Annotated in this window: 18 protein-coding genes; 15 read left to right on the top strand and 3 right to left on the bottom strand. The window is 74.4% G+C overall.

Features of this window, described 5'->3' with window-relative positions; translation table 11 throughout:
- Positions 1 to 36 precede the first annotated feature (36 nt).
- The 4 genes from mreC (at position 37) to rodA (ending at position 5,160) form a co-directional block, all read left to right on the top strand.
- Positions 37 to 993, top strand: coding sequence for a rod shape-determining protein MreC (mreC, locus tag ABT093_RS28385; RefSeq protein ID WP_350569287.1), 957 nt, complete (start codon positions 37 to 39; stop codon positions 991 to 993).
- A 3-nt stretch (positions 994 to 996) separates the two neighbouring features.
- A complete protein-coding gene (gene mreD, locus ABT093_RS28380; protein ID WP_350569286.1) occupies positions 997 to 1,635 on the top strand; it encodes a rod shape-determining protein MreD in 639 nt (212 codons plus the stop codon).
- A gap of 64 nt (positions 1,636 to 1,699) precedes the next feature.
- Positions 1,700 to 3,964: a penicillin-binding protein 2 gene (mrdA, locus tag ABT093_RS28375; protein WP_350569284.1), complete on the top strand. Its 2,265-nt coding sequence runs from the start codon at positions 1,700 to 1,702 to the stop codon at positions 3,962 to 3,964.
- Entirely contained in the window at positions 3,961 to 5,160 is a 1,200-nt protein-coding gene (gene rodA / locus ABT093_RS28370) for a rod shape-determining protein RodA (RefSeq protein ID WP_350569282.1), read from the top strand. The genes mrdA and rodA overlap by 4 nt, the downstream gene beginning before the upstream one ends.
- A 66-nt stretch (positions 5,161 to 5,226) precedes the next feature.
- On the opposite strand, the gene ABT093_RS28365 is transcribed toward rodA, so the two are convergent.
- Positions 5,227 to 5,880 carry a nitroreductase family protein gene (locus tag ABT093_RS28365; protein WP_350569281.1) on the bottom strand — a complete coding sequence of 218 codons (654 nt, stop codon included), beginning with the start codon at positions 5,878 to 5,880 and terminating at the stop codon, positions 5,227 to 5,229.
- A gap of 47 nt (positions 5,881 to 5,927) precedes the next feature.
- Positions 5,928 to 6,434 (bottom strand): MarR family winged helix-turn-helix transcriptional regulator, encoded by a 507-nt coding sequence (locus ABT093_RS28360; RefSeq protein ID WP_350569280.1) that lies wholly within the window; start codon positions 6,432 to 6,434, stop codon positions 5,928 to 5,930.
- A 141-nt stretch (positions 6,435 to 6,575) separates the two neighbouring features.
- Between ABT093_RS28360 and ABT093_RS28355 the strand changes: the two genes are divergently transcribed.
- Complete coding sequence (locus tag ABT093_RS28355) at positions 6,576 to 7,595, top strand: SGNH/GDSL hydrolase family protein (RefSeq protein ID WP_350569278.1); 1,020 nt, start codon at positions 6,576 to 6,578, stop codon at positions 7,593 to 7,595.
- A gap of 17 nt (positions 7,596 to 7,612) precedes the next feature.
- Here the strand turns inward: ABT093_RS28355 and ABT093_RS28350 are convergent, their stop codons facing one another.
- The gene (locus ABT093_RS28350; protein WP_350569276.1) at positions 7,613 to 8,920 is read right to left on the bottom strand and encodes a M14 family zinc carboxypeptidase; all 1,308 of its coding nucleotides are present in this window, start codon (positions 8,918 to 8,920) and stop codon (positions 7,613 to 7,615) included.
- A gap of 407 nt (positions 8,921 to 9,327) precedes the next feature.
- On the opposite strand from ABT093_RS28350, the gene ABT093_RS28345 reads away from it, so the two are divergent.
- From ABT093_RS28345 to ABT093_RS28300, 10 genes are all read left to right on the top strand, one after another.
- Positions 9,328 to 11,256 carry a TIGR03960 family B12-binding radical SAM protein gene (locus ABT093_RS28345; protein WP_350569274.1) on the top strand — a complete coding sequence of 643 codons (1,929 nt, stop codon included), beginning with the start codon at positions 9,328 to 9,330 and terminating at the stop codon, positions 11,254 to 11,256.
- A gap of 323 nt (positions 11,257 to 11,579) precedes the next feature.
- Positions 11,580 to 12,380: a TIGR03936 family radical SAM-associated protein gene (locus tag ABT093_RS28340; RefSeq protein WP_350569340.1), complete on the top strand. Its 801-nt coding sequence runs from the start codon at positions 11,580 to 11,582 to the stop codon at positions 12,378 to 12,380.
- A 396-nt stretch (positions 12,381 to 12,776) separates the two neighbouring features.
- Entirely contained in the window at positions 12,777 to 16,391 is a 3,615-nt protein-coding gene (locus ABT093_RS28335; RefSeq protein ID WP_350569272.1) for an Rne/Rng family ribonuclease, read from the top strand.
- A gap of 219 nt (positions 16,392 to 16,610) precedes the next feature.
- Positions 16,611 to 16,925: a 50S ribosomal protein L21 gene (gene rplU, locus ABT093_RS28330; protein WP_030309710.1), complete on the top strand. Its 315-nt coding sequence runs from the start codon at positions 16,611 to 16,613 to the stop codon at positions 16,923 to 16,925.
- A gap of 12 nt (positions 16,926 to 16,937) precedes the next feature.
- Positions 16,938 to 17,195, top strand: coding sequence for a 50S ribosomal protein L27 (gene rpmA, locus ABT093_RS28325; RefSeq protein WP_030309712.1), 258 nt, complete (start codon positions 16,938 to 16,940; stop codon positions 17,193 to 17,195).
- Between the two features lie 101 nt (positions 17,196 to 17,296).
- Positions 17,297 to 18,775 carry a GTPase ObgE gene (obgE, locus tag ABT093_RS28320; RefSeq protein ID WP_350569270.1) on the top strand — a complete coding sequence of 493 codons (1,479 nt, stop codon included), beginning with the start codon at positions 17,297 to 17,299 and terminating at the stop codon, positions 18,773 to 18,775.
- 217 nt (positions 18,776 to 18,992) lie between these two features.
- Positions 18,993 to 20,129, top strand: a complete 1,137-nt coding sequence (gene proB, locus ABT093_RS28315) for a glutamate 5-kinase (protein WP_350569269.1) — start codon at positions 18,993 to 18,995, stop codon at positions 20,127 to 20,129.
- Positions 20,130 to 20,270: 141 nt separating this feature from the next.
- On the top strand, positions 20,271 to 20,795 hold the full coding sequence (locus ABT093_RS28310) for a DUF8830 family protein (protein WP_350569267.1): 525 nt from the start codon (positions 20,271 to 20,273) through the stop codon (positions 20,793 to 20,795).
- An 88-nt stretch (positions 20,796 to 20,883) separates the two neighbouring features.
- A complete protein-coding gene (locus tag ABT093_RS28305; RefSeq protein WP_350569265.1) occupies positions 20,884 to 22,206 on the top strand; it encodes a glutamate-5-semialdehyde dehydrogenase in 1,323 nt (440 codons plus the stop codon).
- 100 nt (positions 22,207 to 22,306) lie between these two features.
- Entirely contained in the window at positions 22,307 to 22,882 is a 576-nt protein-coding gene (locus tag ABT093_RS28300) for an SCO2584 family spore wall biosynthesis protein (protein WP_350569263.1), read from the top strand.
- Positions 22,883 to 22,994 lie beyond the last annotated feature (112 nt).

Here is a 22,994-nt window from a genome sequence, read left to right as displayed (position 1 = left end):
CGGCGGCCAGGGGTACGAAGGGGCAGTACCAGCACCGTGAGGGACACACGAGAGAGCCGGCTGCTGCTCATCCTGCTGGTGGCGGTCGCCTTCGCACTGATCACCGTGGACATCAAGGGCGGTGAGAGCTCCCCGCTCGGCGGCGCCCGGCGCGCGGCCGCCGCCGTCCTCGGCCCGGTCGAACGCGGCGCCGCCACCGCCGTCGACCCGGTCGCCGACACCGTCCGCGCCTTCCGCGACGCCGCCTCGCACAGCGGGCGCACCGACCAGCTCGCCCGCGAGAACACCGAACTGCGGCAGAAGCTCGCCTCCTCCGACATGGCCGGCGGGCGCACCAAGCAGCTCGACGACCTGCTGCGCACCGCAGGCGCCGGCGGCTACACCGTCAAGGCCGCCCAGACCATCGCGATCGGCCCGGCCCAGGGCTTCTCCTGGACCATCACCATCGACGCCGGCAGCGACGACGGCCTCACCCGCGACATGACCGTCATCAACGGCCAGGGCCTGGTCGGCCGGATCACCACCGTCGCCCCGACCACCTCCACCGTGCTGCTCGCCTCCGACCCCGGCTTCACCGCCGGCACCCGGCTGGAGGGCAGCGGCGAGATCGGCTTCGCGGCCGGCGGCGGCACCAGCGCCATGAAGGTCTCGCTGCTCAACGGCAAGGCCCAGGTCAAGGAGGGCGACCGGCTGGTCACCTTCGGCTCGCAGAGCGGCCGCCCGTTCGTCCCCGGTGTGCCGGTCGGCAAGGTCGTCCAGGTCGAGGCCACCCCCGGGCAGCTCACCAAGACCGTCCTGGTCGAGCCCTTCGTCCAGTTCACCCGGCTCGACCTGGTCGGCGTGGTCGTCGTCCCGCCGCGCACCGACCCGCGCGACGCCGTGCTGCCGCCCGCCCCCGCACCGGCCGCCCAGGGCCAGGCCGCCCCGGCCGCGCCCGCCGCGCCGGCGGCCCCCGCCGCCGCCCCGCCCGCCAAGCCCACTGGGGGGAACTGAGCCATGCGCCTCGCCCGCGTCCCCGTCTCCGCCGTGCTGATCCTGCTCGGCCTGCTGCTCCAGGTCAGCGTCTTCGGCCGGCTGCAACTGCCCGGGGCCACCCCCGACATACTGCTGCTCGTGGTCGTCGGCCTCGCCCTGGTCTACGGACCGACCGGCGGCTGCCTGGTCGGCTTCGCGGCCGGCCTGCTGGCCGACCTCGCCCCGCCCTCCGACCACGCCATCGGCCGCTACGCGCTGGTGCTCTGCCTGATGGGCTACGCCGCCGGACTGCTGCGCCCCGAGCACGGCCGGCAGCGCTCGGTCTCCAGCGCGCTGCTGGTGGTGGCCGGCGCCGCGATCGCCTCCACCCTGCTGTACGCCATGGTCGGCGCGCTGGTCGGCGACACCGCCGCCCGGCACGTCGGGCTCGGCCAGCTGGTCCTCACCGCCCTGCTCTACGACCTGCTGCTCGCCCCCTTCGTGGTGCCCGCCGTGATGCTGGTCGCCCGCCGCTTCGGCAAGGACCCGCTGGCCGTCGCCGAGGACGACGAGGGCGGCCCGGGCCTGGGCACCCTGGCCCGCTACCGCACCACCCGGGACGCCGCGACCGGCCCGTCCTACAAGAGAAAGCGCCTGCTCGGCGCGGGGAAGCGCCCGTAGCCACCGGCCCGCCCCGGACCGACCAGCCCGCCCGCCCCTTGTTCTGTTTTGGAGCGCACGAGACGTGAGCAACATCCCCGAGACCGGCCGTACCCGGCGGGTGACGATCCGTCTGGTGGTGCTGCAGATCCTGGTGCTCTCGCTGCTCGCCACCCTCGGCGGACGGCTGTGGTACCTGCAGATCCGCAACGCCAGCGTCTACACCGCCAAGGCGACCGGCAACCACATCCGCGAGGTCGTCGAACCGGCCGTGCGCGGCGAGATCCTGGACGCCTCCGGGCGCATCCTGGCCGGCAACGAGACCAAGCTGGTCGTCTCGGTCAGCCGCACCTCGCTGCTCCAGCAGAAGGACGGCGGCAAGGCGGTGCTGAGCCGGCTCGCCGAGGTGCTCGGGATGCCCGCCAAGGACGTCCAGGAGAAGGTCCGGCTCTGCGACGCCAAGACCCCGCAGCCCTGCTGGAACGGCTCGCCCTACCAGCCGATCCCGGTCACCAAGGAGGCGACCACCCAGCAGGCGATGCAGATAATGGAGCGCCGCGAGGACTTCCCCGGGGTCACCGCCCAGCCCACCGCGGTGCGCCACTACACCGGCGCCGAGGGCGCCAACCTCGCCCAGGTGCTCGGCTACCTCTCGCCGGTCACCGACGAGGAGGTCTCCAAGACCGCGGACAAGGCCGGCCTGGAGCGCTACCTTCCGGCCGACCAGATCGGCCGCGCCGGGCTGGAGTCCGTCTACGACCGCGACCTGCGCGGCACCGCCGGCATCACCAAGCTGGAGGTGGACAACCTCGGGCGGGTCATCGGCACCGCCGACCAGGCCGCCCCGCAGACCGGCAACAACCTGGTCACCAGCATCGACGCCCGGGTGCAGAAGGTCGTCGAGGACAACCTGGCGCAGGCGATGGCCGACGCCCGCAAGACCTTCGACAAGAACACCAACCGCAACTACGAGGCGGACTCCGGCGCCGCCGTCGTGATGGACGTGCACACCGGGCGGATCGTGGCGATGGCCAGCGCCCCGACCTACGATCCCAACCTGTGGCAGGGCGGCATCTCCGGCAAGGACTACCAGGCACTGACCAGCAAGGACTCCAACTTCCCACTGCTGAACCGGGCCATACAGGGCCAGTCCGCCCCCGGTTCCACCTTCAAGGTGGTCTCCACCGCCGCCGCCGCGCAGGCCGGCTACGCGCTCAACGGCAACTACCCCTGCCCGAGCAGCCTGACCATCGGCGGCCGCGAGTTCAAGAACTTCGAGAGCCAGGGCCACGGCTCGATCACCCTGGCCCGGGCCCTGGAGGTCTCCTGCGACACCGTCTTCTACGGCCTCGCCTACGACCAGTGGATGGCCGACGGCGGCATCAAGCCGAAGAAGGAGACCGGCGACTGGTTCTACAAGACCGCCCACCAGTTCGGCCTCGGCGCCAAGACCGGCATCGACCTGCCGTCCGAGGCCACCGGCCGGGTGCCGGACCGCCAGTGGAAGCAGTCCTTCTACGACGCCAACAAGGACGCCTGGTGCAAGCAGGCCGAGAAGGGCGGCAAGGAGTACGCCGACCTGATCGCCAAGGAGAACTGCGTCGACGGCTACGTGCTGCGCGCCGGTGACGCCGTCAACTACGCGATCGGCCAGGGCGACACCCTGGTCACCCCGCTGCAGATGGCGCGGATCTACGCGGCGCTCGCCAACGGGGGAACGCTCTGGCGGCCGACCGTCGCCAAGGCGGTGATAAGCCCGAGCGGCGAGCTGGTCCGCGAGATCGCCCCGCACGAGGACGGCAAGCTGCCGACCGACGCCAGGACCCTGCAGTACATCGACGAGGCGACCAAGGGCGTCGTCTCCACCGGTACCGCCGCGTGGAAGTTCACCGGCGCGGGCTGGCCGCAGGACAAGATCGAGCTGCACGCCAAGACCGGCACCGCCGAGGTCGAGGGCAAGCAGACCACCTCGTACCTGACCACCTACAGCCGCGACTACGCGGTCGTGATGACGATAAGCCAGGGCGGCACCGGCTCCGGCGGCTCCGGCGACGCGATCCGGCGGATCTACCAGTCGCTGTACGGCGTCGACGACAAGGGCAACATCGACCAGGGCAAGGCGCTGCTGCCCAAGCCGCAGGCCGAGCTGCCGACGTTCAACCCGGACGGCACCGCGGTCGTCAAGCCGGCCTCGTTCGCCGGCGGCGACCCGGCCGGCGACCCCGGGGTGAGCGGCGACTCGCCGCGGGTCTTCCTGGACCCGGCGCAGCCCGGCGGCACCGCACCGGTGCTCGTCGCGGCCGTGGCCGCCGTCGAACCCACCCGTTCCACCGGAAGGGGCCGGGCATGACCTCCTACGGCTCGTACCGCCAGCTGCGGCTCGCGCCGCAGCGCGGCGGGGTGCCCAAGGCCCTGGCCAAGGACTCCCCGCTGTGGCGGATCGACTGGATACTGCTGCTGGCCGCGGCGGTCCTCTCGCTGGGCAGCTCGCTGCTGGTCTGGTCGGCGACCCGGGGGCGCGACACGCTCACCCACGGCGACCCGCAGTACTTCCTGTTCCGGCACCTGACCAACGTCCTGATCGGGGCGGTGCTGTGCGCGGTGGTGATAGCGATAGGGAGCCGGCGCTTCCGCACCGTCGTGCCGTTCCTGTACGCCGGCGTGATCCTGCTGCTGCTGGCCACGCTGAGCCCGCTCGGCTCGACCATCAACGGCCAGCACTCCTGGATCCAGCTGGGCGGCGGCTTCTCGGTGCAGCCGGCCGAGTTCGCCAAGGTGGCGATCGTGCTGTCGATGGCGGTCGTGCTGTCCGACCAGGTGGACGCGGGGGAGCGGGAGTACCCGGCGAACAAGGCGGTGTTCCGCGCGCTGGTCTGGGCGACCCTGCCGATGGCCATAGTGATGCTGATGCCGGACGCCGGCTCGGTGATGGTGATGGCCGTCATCGTGCTGGGCATCCTGCTGGCCTCCGGCGCGGCCAACCGCTGGGTGTTCGGGCTCATCCTGGCCGGTGTCGGCGGCTGCGTGGCGATCTGGAAGCTCGGGGTGCTGAGCAAGTACCAGATCGACCGCTTCGCGGCCTTCGCCAACCCGGCGCTCGACCCCTCGGGCGTCGGCTACAACACCGCGCAGGCCCGGATCGCGATCGGCTCCGGCGGGCTGACCGGCAAGGGCCTGTTCCACGGGACGCAGACCACCGGGCAGTTCGTGCCGGAGCAGCAGACCGACTTCGTGTTCACGGTGGCCGGCGAGGAGCTGGGCTTCCTCGGGGCGATGGCGATCATCGTGCTGCTCGGCGTGGTGCTGTGGCGGGCCTGCCGGATCGCCCGCCAGGCCACCGACCTGTACGGCACCATCGTGGCGGCCGGGGTGGTCGCCTGGTTCGCCTTCCAGGGCTTCGAGAACATAGGGATGTGCCTGGGCATCATGCCGGTGGCCGGCATCCCGCTGCCGTTCGTCTCCTACGGAGGCTCGTCGATGTTCTCGACCTGGGTGGCGATCGGGCTGCTGCAGGCGGTGCAGAGCCAGCGGCCGATAGCGGCCTGAGCGGGTCCGCCGGCGCCGGGCCGGTCCGGGGTGGTTCCCCGGGCCGGCCCTTCGCGCGTCCGGCGCCTACCAGCTGTCCCAGTGGGTGATCCGCGCCGTGTCCACGCGCGGGCCGGGGCGGAAGTCGGTGCCCAGGGTGTGGGCGAGCGGGACGAGCGCGGCCTGGGCGACCGTCTCGTAGGGGATGCCGAGCAGCTCGGCGGCCTCGCGCTCGTAGTGCAGGTGCGGGGTGGTCCAGGCGGTGCCGAGGCCGCGGGAGCGGGCGGCGAGCATGAACTGCCAGACGGCCGGGAGGATCGAGCCCCAGGTGTTGGCCTGGCCGACGTGGCCGGCCAGTTCGTGCCGGCCCTCGATCCGCACGCAGGGCACCACCAGGACGGGGACCTCGTGCAGGTGGTCGAAGAGGTGCTGGGCGCTCACGGCCAGCCGCAGCCGGCGGGCGGTGTCCTCGGCGGTGCGGTCCAGGCCGGTGCGGGCGACGGGGTCGCGGGGGCGGGTCAGGCCGAGCCGGTAGAGGCCGGCGAGGGCCGCGCGCCGCCCGGGGTCGGTGACCACCACGAAGTCCCAGCGCTGGCGGTTGCGGCCGGTGGGGGCCTGGGTGGCGAGGGCCAGGCACTCCTCGACCAGCGCCCGGTCGACCGGGCGGGTGAGGTCGAGGCGCCGGCGTACGGCCCGGGTGGTGGTGAGGAGCTGGTCGGCGGTCAGATCGAGCTGCGGCACGGCCGGTGGCCTCCGGGTTCGGTGGGCCGGCCGCGGGGCGGGGCGCCTCAGTCGGCCGGCGGGACGTCGAGGAGCTTGCGGGTGAGACGGGCCAGCGTCGCGCGCTCCTGCGGGGTGAGGGCGGCGAAGGCGTGGTCCAGGACCGGGGCCATGGCGCGTTCGGCCTCGGCGAGGGCGGCGGTGCCCTCCGCGGTGAGGGTGACGGCGTAGGCACGGCGGTCGCGGGGGTGGCGCTCGCGGCGGACCAGACCGGCGCCCTCCAGGGTGTCGACGCAGCCGACCATGACGCTGCGGTCGATCCGCAGCTGTTCGCTGAGCTCCTGCTGGGAGCAGCTGCCGACGGCGGCGAGCATCTTGAGCACCAGGTGCTGGGGCACCGTGAGGGGGCCGCCGGAGAGCCGCTCCTCGATGGAGCGGGCGACCGCGGTGGTGGCCCGGCACAGGGCGACGTCCGGGCGCTCCAGGGTGAGCGCGGCGAAGTAGCGCCGCCGCTCGCCGCTGTCGTCCGCCCGGCTGGGGGAGGCGAGGCGGGCGGGCCTGGGGGCGGTGGCCATCGGGGCTCCTTCGGTGGTGGACGGCCAGCATAACGCTCCCCAGAGATTGTTTGACGGTAGATGATTTTGTCCTCTACGTTTTGGTGAGCATACGTGATGGAGGATCAGATTGTTGACCGACAGACGGATTCGGGGTGGGCGATGACCGGGACCGGGCAGGCGGGGGAGCAGTGGTTCGACCCGGCGGACGAACGCCTCGGCTGGGACGGTGTCTGCGGTTTCGAACGGACCGGCGGGACCGTGCTGCCGCTGCGGATGCCACGGGAACGGATCGCCACCGCGCTCAGCGACGACCTCGACCGGCTCGCCGCGATGCCGGCCGGCGCCCGCTTCGCGGTGCGCACCGACGCGGACCGGCTGCTGCTGGACCTCGATGCGCAGGCGGGCGGCGCGCCCCTGGACGTCCTCGCCGACGGCGTGCTCGTCGACCGGCGGCGCCCGGAACCCGGCCGCGCGCGGCTCACCGTCGCCCTGCCCGGCGTCCCGGCCGACATCGAGGTCTGGCTTCCGCACCTGTCCCCCACCCGCCTCGCGGCCGTCGGGCTGCGCGGTCACCGGCTGCTGGAGCCGGTCGCGCGCACCGGCCCGCGCTGGAGCGCCTACGGCAGCTCACTGACGCACGCGATGTTCCCGCACGGGCCCTCGGAGAGCTGGACCGCGCTGCTCGCGCGCCGGCACGGCTGGCGGCTGCGCAACCTCGGCTTCGCCGGGCAGGCCTATCTGGACCCGGTGGTCGCCCGGGTCGTCCGGGACACCCCCGCCGAGCTGATCACCCTGGAGATCGGCACCAACGCCTACATCAGGTCGGCCTTCACCGCCCGCACCTGGGGCTCGGCGGTGTGCGGCTTCGTCGAGACCGTCCGCGACGGGCACCCGGACACGCCGATCGCGGTGATCGCCGCCCTGCCGTCGGTGGAGCGGGAACACGCGGTCAACGCCGCCGGGCTGACCCTGGCCGGGGTCCGCGAGCTGACCGGCGCGGCCGTGCGGGTGCTCCAGCGGCTCGGCGACCGGCGGCTGCACCTGGTCGACGGACGTGACGTCCTGCCGCTCGCCGAGGCGGACGGGGTGTACGCCGACGGCCTGCACCCGACGGCGGCCGGCGAGCACCGGCTGGCCTGCCTGGTCGAGCCGTTCCTGCTGCCGCTGCCCGCCGCCTGAACGGCGACCGGACGGCGCTACCCCGGGGGCAGCAGGAGGTCGGCGGCGGCGAACACCGCCCGGGTCTGGTGGGCGACCTGGGTCTCCACCGGCACCCAGCGGGCGCCCAGCCGGTGCAGGCCCTCCAGGCTCGCCGCGACGACGCCCCGGGCGCGCGCCCGGGCCGCGTCCGCCGCGGGGCCCCCGCAGTCCGCGAGCAGCCGCAGCAGCATCGAGGCGATCCGCAGCGGCGCCCGCTCGGCGGCGATCCGCGCCGCCGTCACCCGGGACACCGTCAGCGGCGCCGAGGACCAGGTGGCGAGCCAGTCCTCCACCACCGGCAGACAGACCGCCAGGTTGAACTCGACGGCGCGCAGCAGCGGCCCGTACGCCACCCCGGCGTGCGGAGGCACCTGCGGCAGCAGGGCGGCCAGCTCCGCGACCCGGCCGCCCAGCCGGTCGGCGCAGGCCCCGACGGCGGCGCGCACGTCCGGCGCCGGGCGGGCGTCGCCGACCGCGTCGACCGCCCACATCGGCACCTCCAGCACCGCCGTGGTGCCGCCGTAGCGCCCCGCGTACGACCAGGTGGACAGCTCCGGTCGGTCCGGCAGCGGCTGCCGGCGCCGGCCCGGTGCCGGCATCACGTACGTCCCCGGGGCCGGGCTGTCCCAGCCGACCGCGTCGTAGGAGTCGACGTCCAGCGGGATGCCGCCGCGCGCCACCGAGCGGGCGAAGCGGTCGGCCAGGGCCGGCAGCGGCCGGGTGAGCTGCACGAACGCGCCGCCGAAGTCCACGCCGTGCAGCGAGCACTGGAGGACCGGGCGCAGCTCGTCGATCAGCCCGGTGAGCACCCGGCTCTCCGGCATCGGGGCCAGCGGGCCGTCCGGGTGCGGCAGCAGTTCCGGCTGTTCGTGGAAGGCCGGGCGGAAGAAGTGCTCGTAGTGCCGGGCCGCGGTGAGCGGGCCGTGCAGCCAGCCCTCGTTGAGCGCGGCGCCGTCCGGGTCCAGGCAGAGCAGCACGTGCCAGCCGACCCCCGGACGGGGCGGCAGCTCCAGCACCCGCTCGGCCAGCCCGACGGCGGCGGCCAGGCCGACCGGCTCGTTGGGGTGCGGCCCGCCGACGGCCAGCACCGTGTGCTCGCCCTCGTCCACCGAGAGCAGCACCAGCGGGCGCCCCGCCCGGGAACGGCCCACCTCGCGGACCCGGCAGCGCCCGGGGTGGCGGCGGGCCAGCCGGCGGGCCGCGGCGACCGCGCGCGCCACCGTCGGATAGCTCGCGGTGCCTGAGGTCCCGGTGGCGTGGCGGGGGGCTTCGACCCGGCGCGTCCGCCGGCCCGTGTCGGTCATGGCTCTCCTGTCCTCGGGGGCGGGCGGGGCGACGCGGTCGGGGGCCTCGGCCGGGAGCACGGGCGCGGGCTCGCGCCGGGCCCTCCCGGCACGGCCGGTGCGCGCGCGGCCAACTCCCTCGTTCCGGGGGCGCACAGGACCTTCCGGTGGAGCCTTGCCAGTACCGCACGCGCGCTCCGAGCGTGTCAACAGTCGTCGGGCACCCGCGGTGGGGCCGCGGTGGGCTCGCGGTGGAGCGCCGGTGGGGCCGCGTTCACGTGCCGGGATCCCCGCCCCGGGCCGCGGATCCCGCCCTCGGCCGCGCCGGGGGCCGCGGCGGTTCGGCTACCCTTGAGGGTCACCCCTCCCAGCCGTCGCCCCCGCCAAGCGCGCGGCGGTCCCGAACGTCGTAAGGGTTCCTAGTACTCATGACTGTCGAATCGGTCTTCCCACGCCTGGAGGCCCTCCTCCCGCACGTCCAGAAGCCGATCCAGTACGTCGGCGGCGAGCTCAACTCGACCGTCAAGGACTGGGACGCCTGCGACGTCCGCTGGGCGCTGATGTACCCCGACGCCTACGAGGTGGGCCTGCCCAACCAGGGCGTCATGATCCTCTACGAGGTGCTCAACGAGCAGGAGGGCGTCCTGGCCGAGCGCACCTACAGCGTCTGGCCGGACCTCGAGGCGCTGATGCGCGAGCACGGCGTCCCCCAGTTCACCGTGGACGCCCACCGGCCGGTGCGCGCCTTCGACGTGTTCGGGCTCTCCTTCTCCACCGAGCTGGGCTACACCAACATGCTGGCCGCGCTCGAACTGGCCGGCATCCCGCTGGAGGCCCGCGACCGGACCGACGAGGACCCGGTCGTGCTGGCCGGCGGCCACGCCGCGTTCAACCCCGAGCCGATCGCGGACTTCATCGACTGCGCGGTGATCGGCGACGGCGAGCAGGCCGTGCTGGACATCACGCGGATCGTCCGGGAGTGGAAGGCCGAGGGACGCCCCGGCGGGCGCGACGAACTGCTGCTGCGCCTGGCGCGCACCGGCGGCGTGTACGTCCCGAAGTTCTACGACGTCGAGTACCTGGCCGACGGCCGGATCGGGCGCGTCGTCCCCAACGCCCCCGGTGTGCCGTGGCGGGTCTCCAAGCACACCGTGATGGACCTCGACGAGTGGCCCTACCCGAAGCAGCCGCTCGTCCCGCTCGCGGAGACCGTGCACGAGCGGATGTCCGTGGAGATCTTCCGCGGCTGCACCCGCGGCTGCCGTTTCTGCCAGGCCGGCATGATCACGCGCCCCGTGCGGGAGCGAAGCATCACCGGCATCGGCGAGATGGTCGAGCGCGGGCTCAAGGCCACCGGCTTCGAGGAGGTCGGCCTGCTGTCGCTGTCCTCCGCGGACCACACGGAGATCGGCGACGTCGCCAAGGGTCTGGCCGACCGCTACGCGGACGACAAGATCGGCCTGTCGCTGCCGTCCACCCGCGTGGACGCCTTCAACATCGACCTCGCCAACGAGCTCAGCCGCAACGGCCGCCGCTCCGGCCTCACCTTCGCCCCCGAGGGCGGCAGCGAGCGCATGCGCAAGGTGATCAACAAGATGGTGTCGGAGGAGGACCTCATCCGCACCGTCGCCACCGCCTACGGCAACGGCTGGCGCCAGGTGAAGCTGTACTTCATGTGCGGCCTGCCCACCGAGACCGACGAGGACGTGCTCCAGATCGGCGAGATGGCGAAGAACGTCATCCAGAAGGGCCGCGAGGTCACCGGCCAGAACGACATCCGCTGCACCGTCTCCATCGGCGGGTTCGTGCCCAAGCCGCACACCCCGTTCCAGTGGGCCCCGCAGCTGTCCGCCGAGGCCACCGACGCCCGCCTGGCCAAGCTGCGCGACTCGATCCGCGGCGACCGCAAGTACGGCAAGAACATCGGCTACCGCTACCACGACGGCAAGCCCGGCATCGTCGAGGGCCTGCTCTCCCGCGGTGACCGCCGGGTCGGCGCGATCATCCGCGCGGTCTACGAGGACGGCGGCCGCTTCGACGGCTGGCGCGAGCACTTCTCCTACGACCGCTGGATGGCGTCCGCCGGGAAGGGCCTGGCCGGCACCGGCGTCGACGTCGACTGGTACACCACCCGCGAGCGCGGCTACGAGGAGGTCCTGCCCTGGGACCACCTGGACAGCGGCCTCGACAAGGACTGGCTCTGGGAGGACTGGCAGGACGCCCTGGAGGAGGTCGAGGTCGACGACTGCCGCTGGACCCCGTGCTTCGACTGCGGCGTGTGTCCCCAGATGGACACCCACATCCAGATCGGCCCCACCGGCAAGAAGCTCCTGCCGCTCACCGTGGTGAACAAGTAGTTCGTACATCCGGAGCGCCCCGTCGGACCTGTCCGAGGGGGCGCTCCGTCGACCGAGGCGGAACGCTCTGCCCGGCCCGATCGAAAGCGCACGACTGGCGTCCCGGGCTCAGGACCCGGTGGCTCGCGGAGCCCGGGGCGCCGGCCTGAGAGCCGGGCGTCGGCCGGGGGCGGGGCGAGGGGTGGGTCGGGGCGCGTACCCTTTGAGGTGACAGCGTCCGGACGGTGGCGGGAGAACCCCGCCGCTGCGGACGGGGAAAAACTGACGAAGGACTGAGCGACCTGGCACGCCGCACGCCCGACGGTCCGCCGCCCGCGCCGACGGTGCAGCGGATCCGTCTCCGCTACACCAAGCGCGGCCGGCTCCGCTTCACCAGCCACCGCGACTTCCAGCGCGCCTTCGAGCGCGCCCTGCGCCGGTCGGCGGTGCCGATGGCCTACTCGGCCGGCTTCACCCCGCACCCCAAGGTGTCCTACGCCAACGCCGCGCCGACCGGTGTGGCCAGCGAGGCGGAGTACCTGGAGATCGGGCTCGCCGCCCCCCGCGACCCCGAGGAACTGCGCGTCCAACTGGACGAGTCGCTGCCCGGGGGCCTCGACGTGATCGACGCGGTCGAGGTGCGCACGCCCAACTTCGTGGAGCGCCTGGAGGCCTCCGAGTGGCGGGTGCGGCTCGACGGGGTCGAGCCGCAGGAGGCGGGCCGCGCGGTCGCGGCGTTCCTCGCCGAGGAGCGGGTCGAGGTCGAACGCCTCACCAAGAACGGCGTCCGGGTCTTCGACGCGCGCGGCGCGGTGGCGGCTCTCGAAGTCCTCCCCGCGCAGGTCGACGGCGGTGCGGACACGGCGGGCGAAGAGGCCCGCGATGTTCGGACCGGGCGTCCCTGTGCGATACTGCGCCTGGTAGTACGACACGCCACACCCGCCGTACGACCCGACGACGTGTTGTCCGGTCTCCGTGCGACGGCCGACCTGGCGCCGCCGGTCCCCGCAGAGGTGACCAGGCTGGCGCAGGGGCCGCTCGACGAGGGGACCGGCACGGTGACCGACCCGCTGGCGCTCGACCGCGCCGCGGCCCCGGCCGGCCCTGTGGCGGCCGGCGAGCCGCGCGCAACCGCGTCCGCCTAGCGGGCGGAGGCCGGGTCCAGTTCCCCACTGGGCCCGCTGGTCCTCCAGGCCCCCGCGGCTCCCCAGGGGAGCGAGCGTCGTCGAAGCACAGGCCGGCCTCTTGCGGCCCGCCGACCCCGAGGGTCGGTGGGCCCGAGGACCCCGTCCGGGAGCCACCCGGGGTTGGGGAACGGCGCAGCTTGGGAAAACCTCAGAAGACTGGTCAGACCAGAAGACTTTCGACACCCCGCCGAGCGCGGGGCGCCGAGCGAGACTACGAGCCCCTGTGCGGCCTCGCGTCCGCACGGCGGCACCGTGAGAGGGTCCGGCCCGAGCATCGTCGTGATGCCGGCCGGCCACCGGTGCCGTGCCGTGCCCGGATGCGGAGCCCGGGGGCCTGACGGGAGATCCACCCGCATGCTCGAGAACACCGATCCGCAGCAGTCTGCGGCAACGGAACCGAACGACACCGCCGCGACCGGTGGCGAGGGCGCGTCCGCCGCGCCGCCGCGCCGGCGCCGCCGCGCGGTGTCCCGCCCGGCCGGAGCGCCCCAGGGCGCGGCCGCCGAGGGCGCCGAGACGGTCATCGCGGCCGAGACCGAGGTGAAGCCGGCCGAGACGCCGGCCGCCGCCGAGCCGGCCGCGGAGAAGCCGGTGCGGGCCCGCCGCACCCGCAAGCGTGCCGAGGCGCCCGCCGGTGCGCCCGAGGCCACCGCCATCGTGGTCACCGCGCCGGACGCCGGCGAGACGGTGGTCGCGGCCGGCGCCGGCAAGGCGAGGAAGACGGCGAAGGCCAAGGCGGCCGAGAAGGTCGAGACGGCCGAGGCGCCCGAGACGGCGGAGAAGGCGGAGAAGCCCGTGCGGGCCCGCCGGACCCGCAAGAAGGCCGAGGCCGCGCCGGTCGAGGAGCCGGTGCAGGCCGTCGCCGAGCCCGGGCCGGCCGCCGCGCCGGTCGTCGAGCCGGCGGCCGTCGAGGCGCCCGCCGAGGAGGCCCCGGCCGCCCCGGCCCGCCGGGCCCGCCGCCGCCGCGTGGTCGAGGCCGCCCCGGTGGTCGAGGCCGCCCCCGCCGTCGAGGAGCCGGTGGCCGAGGAGCCCGCCGTCGAGGAGCCCGAGGCCGAGGAGACCCCGGCCGAGGCCCCCGCCGCCGAGCAGCCCGCCCCGGCGCCCGCCGCCGAGGCCGAGCCGCCGCACCGGGTGCGCCGCCGCGCGGTCCGCCCGTCCACCGCGATCTTCCAGGCGCCGGTCTTCCAGGAGCCCGCCCCCTACGTCGCCCCGTCCGCGTCGGCCGCCCCGCAGTCGGCGGCCCCGCAGCCGGCCGCCGCCGAGGCGCCCGCCGCGCCGGCGGAGCGCGAGCCGGAGGACGAGTTCGAGTACAGCGGCGTCGGCCGCCGCCGCCGCGTCCGCACCTCGGTGCGGGTGCAGACCCCGGCCCGCCAGAAGCCCGCCGCGGAGAAGCCCGCCGCCGAGAAGCCGGCGGCGGCCAAGCCCGTCGCCGAGAAGCCCGTCGCGGCCAGGCCCGTCGCCGAGGAGCCGCCCGCCGAGGCGCCCGCCGCCGTCGAGACCCCCGCCACCGGCCCCGAGGCCGAGGACGAGTGGGAGGACGGCCGCCCGTCGCGCCGCCGCCGCCGGGGTGGCCGCCGCCGCCGTCGCGGTGAGGCGGAGGAGGGCGAGGCCGAGGCGCCCGAGACCGAGCAGTCCGCCGTCGAGGAGCCGGCCGACGAGGAGGACGAGGACGACGACCTCGCCGCCGGCCTGTCCTCGTCGCGCCGCCGTCGCCGCCGTCGCCGCCGCAGTGGTGAGGCCGGCGCCGTCGAGACCGCCGAGACCACCGAGGACGGCGTCCGCACGGTGGTGAAGGTGCGCGAGCCGCGCCGCCGCTCCACCGAGCCGTCCTTCGACCCGGACGAGGTGCAGTCCATCAAGGGCTCCACCCGCCTGGAGGCCAAGAAGCAGCGCCGCCGCGAGGGCCGCGAGCTGGGCCGCCGCCGGGTGCCGATCATCACCGAGGCCGAGTTCCTGGCCCGCCGCGAGTCGGTCGAGCGCGTCATGGTGGTGCGCCAGAACGGCCAGCGGACCCAGATCGGCGTCCTCGAGGACGGCGTGCTCGTCGAGCACTACGTCAACAAGGAGCAGGCCACCTCGTACGTCGGCAACGTCTACCTGGGCAAGGTCCAGAACGTGCTGCCGTCCATGGAGGCCGCCTTCGTCGACATCGGCAAGGGCCGCAACGCGGTGCTGTACGCCGGCGAGGTCAACTTCGGCGCGCTCGGCGGTCACGGCGGCCCGCGCCGGATCGAGTCGGTGCTGAAGTCCGGCCAGTCCGTGCTGGTGCAGGTCTCCAAGGACCCGATCGGCCACAAGGGCGCCCGGCTGACCAGCCAGATCTCGCTGCCCGGCCGTTACCTGGTCTACGTGCCCGAGGGCTCGATGACCGGCATCTCCCGCAAGCTGCCGGAGAACGAGCGCGCCCGCCTGAAGCAGATCCTGAAGAAGATCGTCCCGGACGACGCGGGCGTGATCGTGCGCACCGCCGCCGAGGGCGCCTCCGAGGAGGAGCTGACCCGCGACGTCCAGCGACTGCAGCAGCAGTGGGAGGACATCCAGAAGAAGGCCGCGACCGGCAACGCCCCCGCGCTGCTGTACGGCGAGCCGGACATGACCGTCCGGGTCGTCCGCGACATCTTCAACGAGGACTTCACCAAGGTCATCGTCTCCGGCGACGAGGCGTGGAGCACCATCCACGACTACGTCTCCAACGTGGCGCCGGACCTCGCCGGGCGGCTCCAGCGGTGGACCTCCGAGGTGGACGTGTTCGCCACCTACCGGATCGACGAGCAGCTGATGAAGGCGCTGGACCGCAAGGTCTGGCTGCCCAGCGGCGGCTCGCTGGTGATCGACCGCACCGAGGCGATGGTCGTCATCGACGTCAACACCGGGAAGTTCGTCGGCCAGGGCGGCAACCTGGAGGAGACGGTCACCCGGAACAACATCGAGGCGGCCGAGGAGATCGTGCGCCAGCTGCGGCTGCGCGACCTCGGCGGCATCATCGTGATCGACTTCATCGACATGGTCCTGGAGTCCAACCGCGACCTGGTGCTGCGCCGCCTGCTGGAGTGCCTGGGCCGGGACCGGACCAAGCACCAGGTGGCCGAGGTCACCTCGCTGGGCCTGGTGCAGATGACCCGCAAGCGGGTCGGCCAGGGGCTGCTGGAGTCCTTCTCCGAGCCCTGCGTGCACTGCAACGGCCGCGGTGTGATCGTCCACATGGAGCAGCCGAGCACCCACGTGCACGGCGGTGGCGGCACGGCCGCCGCCGAGGCGGGCCCGGGCGGCGGCAAGCGCCGGCGCCGTGGCAAGGGCGGCGCGGCGCACGAGGAGCCGCAGGCCGTCGTCGAGGCCGTCGAGCCGGTGGAGGCCGTCGAGGCCGCCGTCGAGGCGCCGGTCCGCGAGGAGATCGAGGGCCAGCTGGCGATCGAGGTGCCGGGTGCCGAGGAGGCGCCGGCCGAGGCCGTCGCCGAGCCGGTCGTGGCCGAGGCCGAGGTCGTCGAGGCCCCGGTCGAGCCGGCCCCCGTCACCACGCCCACCGGGCGGCCCCGCCGCCGGGCGGTGCGCAAGGCCACGGCTCCGGCCGGCGCGCCGGGCGAGGCGGAGATCGTGGTGCTCCAGGCCAAGGCCGAGGCGGCGCTGGAGTCGGCCCTCGCGGCCGTCAGCCCGGCCGCGCAGGCTCCGGCCGACGAGCAGCCGGTCGAGCCGGTCGAGGCGGCCGAGGCGGAGGCCCCGGCCGAGCCGGTCGCCGAGGCCGTCGCCGCCGAGGCCGTCGCCGCCGAGCCGGCCGCGGCCGAGGAGCCCGCCGAGGAGGCGCCGGCGCCGAAGAAGCGGGCGGCCCGCAAGACCGCCGCCAAGAAGACCACCGCCGCCAAGAAGACGACGACGGCGGCGAAGAAGACCACCGCCCGCAAGACCGCCACCAAGCGGACGAGCGCGGCGGCCAAGAAGGCGGCGGCCGCCGAGGGTGATACGGCGGCCGAGTAGTGCCCGGCCCGGGGCGGACCCCGTCCGCCCCGGGCCCGTACGGGCCGGTTTGCCCCCGCGGCGGCCGGTCCGTATTCTTGACCACTGGCGTGTCTACGCCTTGCTCCCGAGCACATCACCTCCCGGGTCTCGCAAGAGTCCAGCGGGAGAGGTCCCCTGTGTCCGTACCCAGGTGGCTGGCATCAGGAGTTCCGACCGAGTTGGGAAAGTAGGTACCGCATGTACGCGATCGTTCGCGCAGGCGGCCGCCAGCACAAGGTCGCCGTCGGCGACGTGCTGGAGATCGACCGTATCGAGGCCAAGCCGGGTGACTCGGTGGAGCTCTCCACCATCCTGGTGGTCGACGGCGAGGCCGTCACCTCCGACCCGTGGGTGCTGGCCGGCGTGAAGGCCCACGCCGAGGTCGTCGACCAGACCAAGGGTGACAAGATCGTCATCCTGCGCTACAAGAACAAGACGGGCTACCGCCGTCGCCAGGGTCACCGCCAGCAGCACACCGCGGTGCGCATCACCAGCATCGACTCGGTCAAGTAAGGGGATAGCCAGATGGCACACAAGAAGGGCGCAAGCTCTACCCGCAACGGCCGTGACTCGAACGCACAGCGCCTCGGCGTGAAGCGCTTCGGTGGCCAGGTCGTCTCCGCCGGCGAGATCCTCGTCCGCCAGCGCGGCACCCACTTCCACCCGGGTGCCGGTGTCGGCCGCGGTGGCGACGACACCCTGTTCGCGCTGACCGCCGGTGCCGTGCAGTTCGGCACCCGCCGCGGCCGCAAGGTCGTCAACATCGTGGCCGTCGAGGCCTGAGTCACACCTGACTCACACTGAAGGGTGGGCCGGAATGTTCCGGTCCACCCTTCGCGCTTTACCGCAGGCAGCATCATCTTCTTCGTATCGGAGGCACACCCATGACCACCTTCGTGGACCGCGTCGAGCTCCACGTCGCCGCGGGCAGCGGGGGCCACGGCTGCGCCTCCGTGCACCGCGAGAAGTTCAAGCCGCTCGGCGGCCCGGACGGCGGCAACGGCGGTGAGGGCGGCAGCGTCATCCTCGTCGTCGACGCGCAGGTCACCACCCTGCTCGAGTACCACCACTCGCCCAAGCGCAAGGCCACCAACGGCAAGCCCGGCGCGGGCGGCCACCGCACCGGCGCCGACGGCCAGGACCTCGTCCTCGCCGTGCCGGACGGCACCGTGGTCCTCGACAAGCAGGGCAACGTGCTCGCCGACCTCGTCGGCCACGGCACCAGCTTCGTCGCCGCCCAGGGCGGCCGCGGGGGCCTCGGCAACGCCGCCCTCGCCTCGGCCCGCCGCAAGGCCCCCGGCTTCGCGCTGCTCGGCGAGCCCGGCGAGGCCCGCGACATCGTCATGGAGCTCAAGTCCGTCGCCGACGTCGCCCTCGTCGGCTACCCGAGCGCCGGCAAGTCCTCGCTGATCTCGGTGCTCTCCGCCGCCAAGCCGAAGATCGCCGACTACCCGTTCACCACCCTGATCCCCAACCTCGGCGTGGTCACCGCGGGCGACACCGTCTACACCATCGCCGACGTCCCCGGTCTCATCCCCGGCGCCAGCCAGGGCAAGGGCCTGGGCCTGGAGTTCCTGCGGCACGTCGAGCGCTGCTCGGTGCTCGTGCACGTCCTGGACTGCGCGACCCTGGAGCCCGGCCGCGACCCGCTGAGCGACCTGGAGACCATCGAGGACGAGCTCGCCCAGTACGGCGGTCTCGACGACCGGCCGCGCCTGGTCGCCCTCAACAAGGTCGACGTGCCGGACGGCCAGGACATCGCCGACCTCACCCGCGCCTCCCTGGAGGAGCGCGGCTACCGCGTCTTCGAGGTCTCCGCCGCCTCCCGCAAGGGCCTGCGCGAACTCAGCTTCGCCCTGGCGCAGATCGTCGCCGAGGCCCGCGCCGCCAAGCCGGTCGAGGAGTCCACCCGGATCGTGCTGCGGCCCGTCGCCGTGGACGACGCCGGCTTCACCATCACCGAGGAGGACGGCACCTACCACATCCGCGGCAGCAAGCCCGAGCGCTGGGTGCGGCAGACCGACTTCTCGAACGACGAGGCCGTCGGCTACCTCGCCGACCGGCTCGCCCGCCTGGGCGTCGAGCAGGAGCTGTGGAAGGTCGGCGCCCAGGAGGGCGACACCGTCGTCATCGGCCCCGACGAGAACGCCGTCGTCTTCGACTGGGAGCCGACCATGGCCGCCGGCGCCGAGATGCTCGGCCGCCGCGGTGAGGACCACCGCTTCGAGACCCAGCGCCCGGCCGTCGACCGCCGCCGTGACAAGCAGAAGGGCCGGGACGCCGCCGAGGCCGAGTACCTCGCCTTCGAGGCGCTCTCCAGCGGCCGCCAGGCCGCCATCGAGGGCGACGACGAGGACTACTGAGTCCGGTCCGTGAAACCGGTGAAGCCCCCGCCGCCCTTCCAACGGGCGCCGGGGGCTTCGCCGTTGACGCGGCGTCGGGCGTCCGGCGGCCCTCGCGGGCGCTGTCCGGCCGCTGGAACGGGGTGCGGACCGGGCGTGCCGATCGCGTAGATTGCGGGGGATACGACCGGGCCAGGGCCCGCCGCCAGCGCACCACACCGGAAGGGCGAAACCCCAGATGAGCGAGGACGAACTGCGGGCGGAGGTGCTGACCGCGCGGCGCATCGTCGTCAAGGTCGGCTCCTCCTCACTCACCACGGCCGCCGGCGGCATCGACGCCGACCGGGTCGACGCCCTCGTCGACGCCCTCGCCAAGGTCCGCACCCGCCCCGACGCCCCCGAGATCGTGCTCGTCTCCTCCGGCGCCATCGCCGCCGGCCTCTCCCCGCTCGGCCTGGAGCGCCGCCCCAAGGACCTCGCCCGCCAGCAGGCCGCCGCCAGCGTCGGCCAGGGCCTGCTGATCGCCCGCTACACCGCCTCCTTCGCCCGCTACGGCCTGCGCGTCGGCCAGGTCCTGCTCACCGCCGAGGACGCCAGCCGGCGCGCCCACTACCGCAACGCCTACCGCACCCTCGACCAGCTGCTCGCGATGGGCGCCATGCCGGTCGTCAACGAGAACGACACCGTCGCCACCGCCGAAATCAAGTTCGGCGACAACGACCGGCTGGCCGCCCTCGTCGCCCACCTGGTCCGCGCCGACCTGCTCGTGCTGCTCTCCGACGTCGACGGCCTCTACGACGGCGACCCGTCCCGCCCCGGCACCAGCCGGATCGCCGAGGTCTCCGGACCGCACGACCTCGACGGCATCGAGATCGGCAGCGCCGGCAAGGCCGGGGTCGGCACCGGCGGCATGGTCACCAAGGTCGAGGCCGCCCGGATCGCCACCGGCGCCGGCATCCCCGTCGTCCTCACCGCCGCCAGCCACGCCGCCGACGCGCTCGCCGGCCGCCCCACCGGCACCCTGTTCCTGCGCACCGGCAGCCGCTCCTCGGACCGGATGCTCTGGCTCGCCCACGCCAGCAGCCCCCGCGGCACCCTGCACCTGGACGACGGCGCCGTCGAGGCCGTCGTCTCCGGCGGTGCCTCGCTGCTGCCCGCCGGGGTCACCAAGGTCGACGGCGAGTTCGCCGCGGGTGATCCGGTGGACCTTCTTGCCGAAAACGGCCACATCGTGGCGCGCGGACTGGTCAACTTTGATGCGAGGGAGTTGCCCCGCCTGCTCGGCCGGTCCACCCGGGACCTGGCCCAGGAGTTCGGCGCCGCCTACGAGCGGGAGGTCGTCCACCGCGACGACCTGGTCGTCCTGCGCGGCTGACCCGCCGCCGGACCCGCCGGAACGCGGGCGGCTCCGCGCGGGGAGCACGCCCGGCCACGGGCGAGGTGGGGCGCGGTCGTACGCGCGCCGGCCGGGGCCGGCGGGTACGACGACACGACATCGCCGAACAGGAGGCCGCCGGTGGAACGCAGGCGCGAGGCAGCGCTGACCGGAGGGACCGCGGGCCGGCGGCTGACCAGCCTCGACGGCGGCGGGGACGCCGGCGCCGCCGGGCCGGCCGGTCCGCCGCCCCAGGGATCCGGCACGGTGCACCGGCTCCGCCCGGAGCGGCGCCCCGCCGCCGAACCGCCCGGCGGCCCGGAGCAGGCCCGGCTCTGGCACGTGGTGCTCAGCGTGGCCGGGCCGGTCACCCCGCTGTCGGAGCTGCGCGCCGGGCTGGAGCGGCTGGCGCACGACCACTCGTTCTTCCTGACCGCCCGCTACGCCGCCGACCACGCCGAGATCCGCTACTGGGAGCAGGCCCGCGACCTGCACGACGCGGCGGCGATCGCGCTGCGGCTGTGGGGTGAGCACAAGGCGACGGCCAAGCTGCCGCCGTGGGAGATCGTCGGCCTGGAGGTGGTGGACCGGGCGACCTACCACAAGCGGGTCGCCGAGGGCTTCGCCGGCCCGCCCCCGCAACTGGGCGGGGTCTACCCCTACTGACTCCCCCTGCTGACGTGCCGCGGGGCGGGCCGTCTCACCGGGCGGAAAGGGGCGGGGGAGGGCCCGGGCCCTCCACTACCCTGGGCGCATGACCAGCGACCTCGCCACCGCAGACAGCCCCGTCCTCGCCGTAGCGCGCCGAGCCCGGGAGGCCGCCGCCGCGCTCGCCCCGCTGCCGCGCGGCGTGAAGGACGCCGCGCTGCGGGCGGTCGCCGACGCCCTGGTCGCCCGGGCCGCCGAGATCACCGCCGCCAACGCCGAGGACGTCGAGCGCGCCCGCGCGGCCGGCACCGCCGAGTCGGTGATCGACCGGCTCACCCTCACCGAGGAGCGGATCGCCGCCATCGCCGCCGACGTCCGGGACGTGGCGGGCCTGCCCGACCCGGTCGGCGAGGTCGTGCGCGGCTACACCCTGCCCAACGGCCTGGACGTGCGGCAGGTCCGGGTCCCGCTCGGCGTCGTCGGCATCATCTACGAGGCCCGCCCCAACGTCACGGTCGACGCCGCCGCGCTCTGCCTGAAGTCCGGCAACGCCGTGCTGCTGCGCGGCTCCGCCTCGGCCTACCGCTCCAACACCGCGCTGGTCGCCGTGGTGCGCGACGCGGTCGCCGCCGCCGGGCTGCCGGCCGACGCGGTCCAGCTCGTCCCGGGCGAGAGCCGGGACTCCGTGCAGGAGCTGATGCGCGCCCGCGGCCTGGTCGACGTGCTCATCCCGCGCGGCGGCGCCTCGCTGATCCGCGCCGTCGTCGAGGGCTCCACCGTCCCGGTCATCGAGACCGGCACCGGCAACTGCCACGTCTACGTCGACGCCGGGGCGGACCTCGCGATGGCCGTCGGCATCCTGCTCAACTCCAAGGCCCAGCGGGTCAGCGTCTGCAACGCGGCCGAGACCCTGCTCGTCCACCAGGACGTCGCCGAGGCCTTCCTGCCGCTCGCGCTCGCCGCGCTCGCCGAGGCCGGGGTCACCGTGCACGGCGACGACGCGGTGCTGAAGGCCGCCGAGGGCTCCGCCGCCACCGTGCTGCCCGCCACCGACGAGGACTGGGAGGCCGAGTACCTGTCGTACGACATCGCGGCCGCCGTCGTCCCCTCGCTGGACGCCGCCGTCGCGCACATCCGCCGCTGGACCTCCGGCCACACCGAGGCCATCGTCACCACCTCGCAGGCCGCCGCCCGCCGCTTCACGCAGCTCGTCGACTCGACCACGGTGGCCGTCAACGCCTCGACCCGGTTCACCGACGGCGGTGAGTTCGGCTTCGGCGCCGAGATCGGCATCTCCACCCAGAAGCTGCACGCCCGCGGCCCGATGGGCCTGCCCGAGCTGACCAGCACCAAGTACATCGTCACTGGTGACGGCCACGTCCGGGGCGCGGCGACGCCGACCGTGGGCGGCGCCGCCGACGCCGGCTGAGCCCGCCCGGCCCGGCCGCCGCCGGCCCGCCTTCACACGAGTGACGGACCAACTGTCCCGAGCCCCAGACAAATCGCCCGCCCGGTAATACGCTGAATCCGTGGCTGACGATGTGGGGGGCTTGCCGTACCCCGACGGTGCCGACCACGGTGGTGCGGACGACGAGTTCGCCACCGTGGTCTTCGACGAGGCCTTCGTGCGGTCCGCCGCCGTGCACGAGCCGACGGCCAAGGAGCGGCAGCTCGCCGCCGCCGAGGCCCGCTTCGAGCCGGACGCGACCGGGCCGGGCTGGGGCTACGACGCCCCGGCCGGGGACGGGTTGCCGCTGGAGCTGCGTCCGTACCCGAGCCGGCTCGACGACGACCACCGCTTCCCCGATCCGTGGACCGGCCCCGGCCGGCGCTCGCGGCGCTGGCGACCGGGCGGCTTCGACCCGATCGGTGCCGGCCGCGGCCGGTACGTCGCCCAGCAGCGCTGGCACCGCCCGGTGGCCTGGGTGCTCGCCGTGATCATGGGCGTGAGCCTGGTCGCGGTGGCGGTCGCGGCGATCTACCAGGGCGTGGGCGGGGCCGGCGGTGCGCCGCGGCGTCCCGAGTCCGGCAGCAGCAGCCCCGGGGCCGACCCGGCGCCGTCGCCGGCCGAGCCGTCGCTCGTGGTCACCGCGCCGACGGGCTGAACGACGGGGCGGCGCGGGCGGTCGAAGGGGCGCCCCGGTGTGCCCCGGGCGGCCGCGAGCGGTCACGGAGGGTACCCGGTGAACTGCGGCAGGACCCTCGTGGAGGGGCGAT

This window comes from Kitasatospora sp. NPDC002551, assembly GCF_040296005.1.
Lineage (GTDB): Bacteria > Actinomycetota > Actinomycetes > Streptomycetales > Streptomycetaceae > Kitasatospora.
The sequence above is the reverse complement of the archived record's forward strand: the minus strand, read 5'-3'. Positions and strand labels throughout refer to the sequence as shown.

What these genes read in the sequence shown, in the direction of transcription:
- rpmA (WP_030309712.1), top strand. Translation starts at nt 16,938, where the DNA reads ATGGCACACAAGAAGGGCGCAAGCTCTACCCGCAACGGCCGTGACTCG.
- ABT093_RS28350 (WP_350569276.1), bottom strand. Translation starts at nt 8,920, where the DNA reads ATGACCGACACGGGCCGGCGGACGCGCCGGGTCGAAGCCCCCCGCCAC.
- proB (WP_350569269.1), top strand. Translation starts at nt 18,993, where the DNA reads ATGAGCGAGGACGAACTGCGGGCGGAGGTGCTGACCGCGCGGCGCATC.
- ABT093_RS28360 (WP_350569280.1), bottom strand. Translation starts at nt 6,434, where the DNA reads ATGGCCACCGCCCCCAGGCCCGCCCGCCTCGCCTCCCCCAGCCGGGCG.
- ABT093_RS28345 (WP_350569274.1), top strand. Translation starts at nt 9,328, where the DNA reads ATGACTGTCGAATCGGTCTTCCCACGCCTGGAGGCCCTCCTCCCGCAC.
- obgE (WP_350569270.1), top strand. Translation starts at nt 17,297, where the DNA reads ATGACCACCTTCGTGGACCGCGTCGAGCTCCACGTCGCCGCGGGCAGC.
- ABT093_RS28355 (WP_350569278.1), top strand. Translation starts at nt 6,576, where the DNA reads ATGACCGGGACCGGGCAGGCGGGGGAGCAGTGGTTCGACCCGGCGGAC.
- ABT093_RS28305 (WP_350569265.1), top strand. Translation starts at nt 20,884, where the DNA reads ATGACCAGCGACCTCGCCACCGCAGACAGCCCCGTCCTCGCCGTAGCG.
- ABT093_RS28335 (WP_350569272.1), top strand. Translation starts at nt 12,777, where the DNA reads ATGCTCGAGAACACCGATCCGCAGCAGTCTGCGGCAACGGAACCGAAC.
- rplU (WP_030309710.1), top strand. Translation starts at nt 16,611, where the DNA reads ATGTACGCGATCGTTCGCGCAGGCGGCCGCCAGCACAAGGTCGCCGTC.
- rodA (WP_350569282.1), top strand. Translation starts at nt 3,961, where the DNA reads ATGACCTCCTACGGCTCGTACCGCCAGCTGCGGCTCGCGCCGCAGCGC.
- mreD (WP_350569286.1), top strand. Translation starts at nt 997, where the DNA reads ATGCGCCTCGCCCGCGTCCCCGTCTCCGCCGTGCTGATCCTGCTCGGC.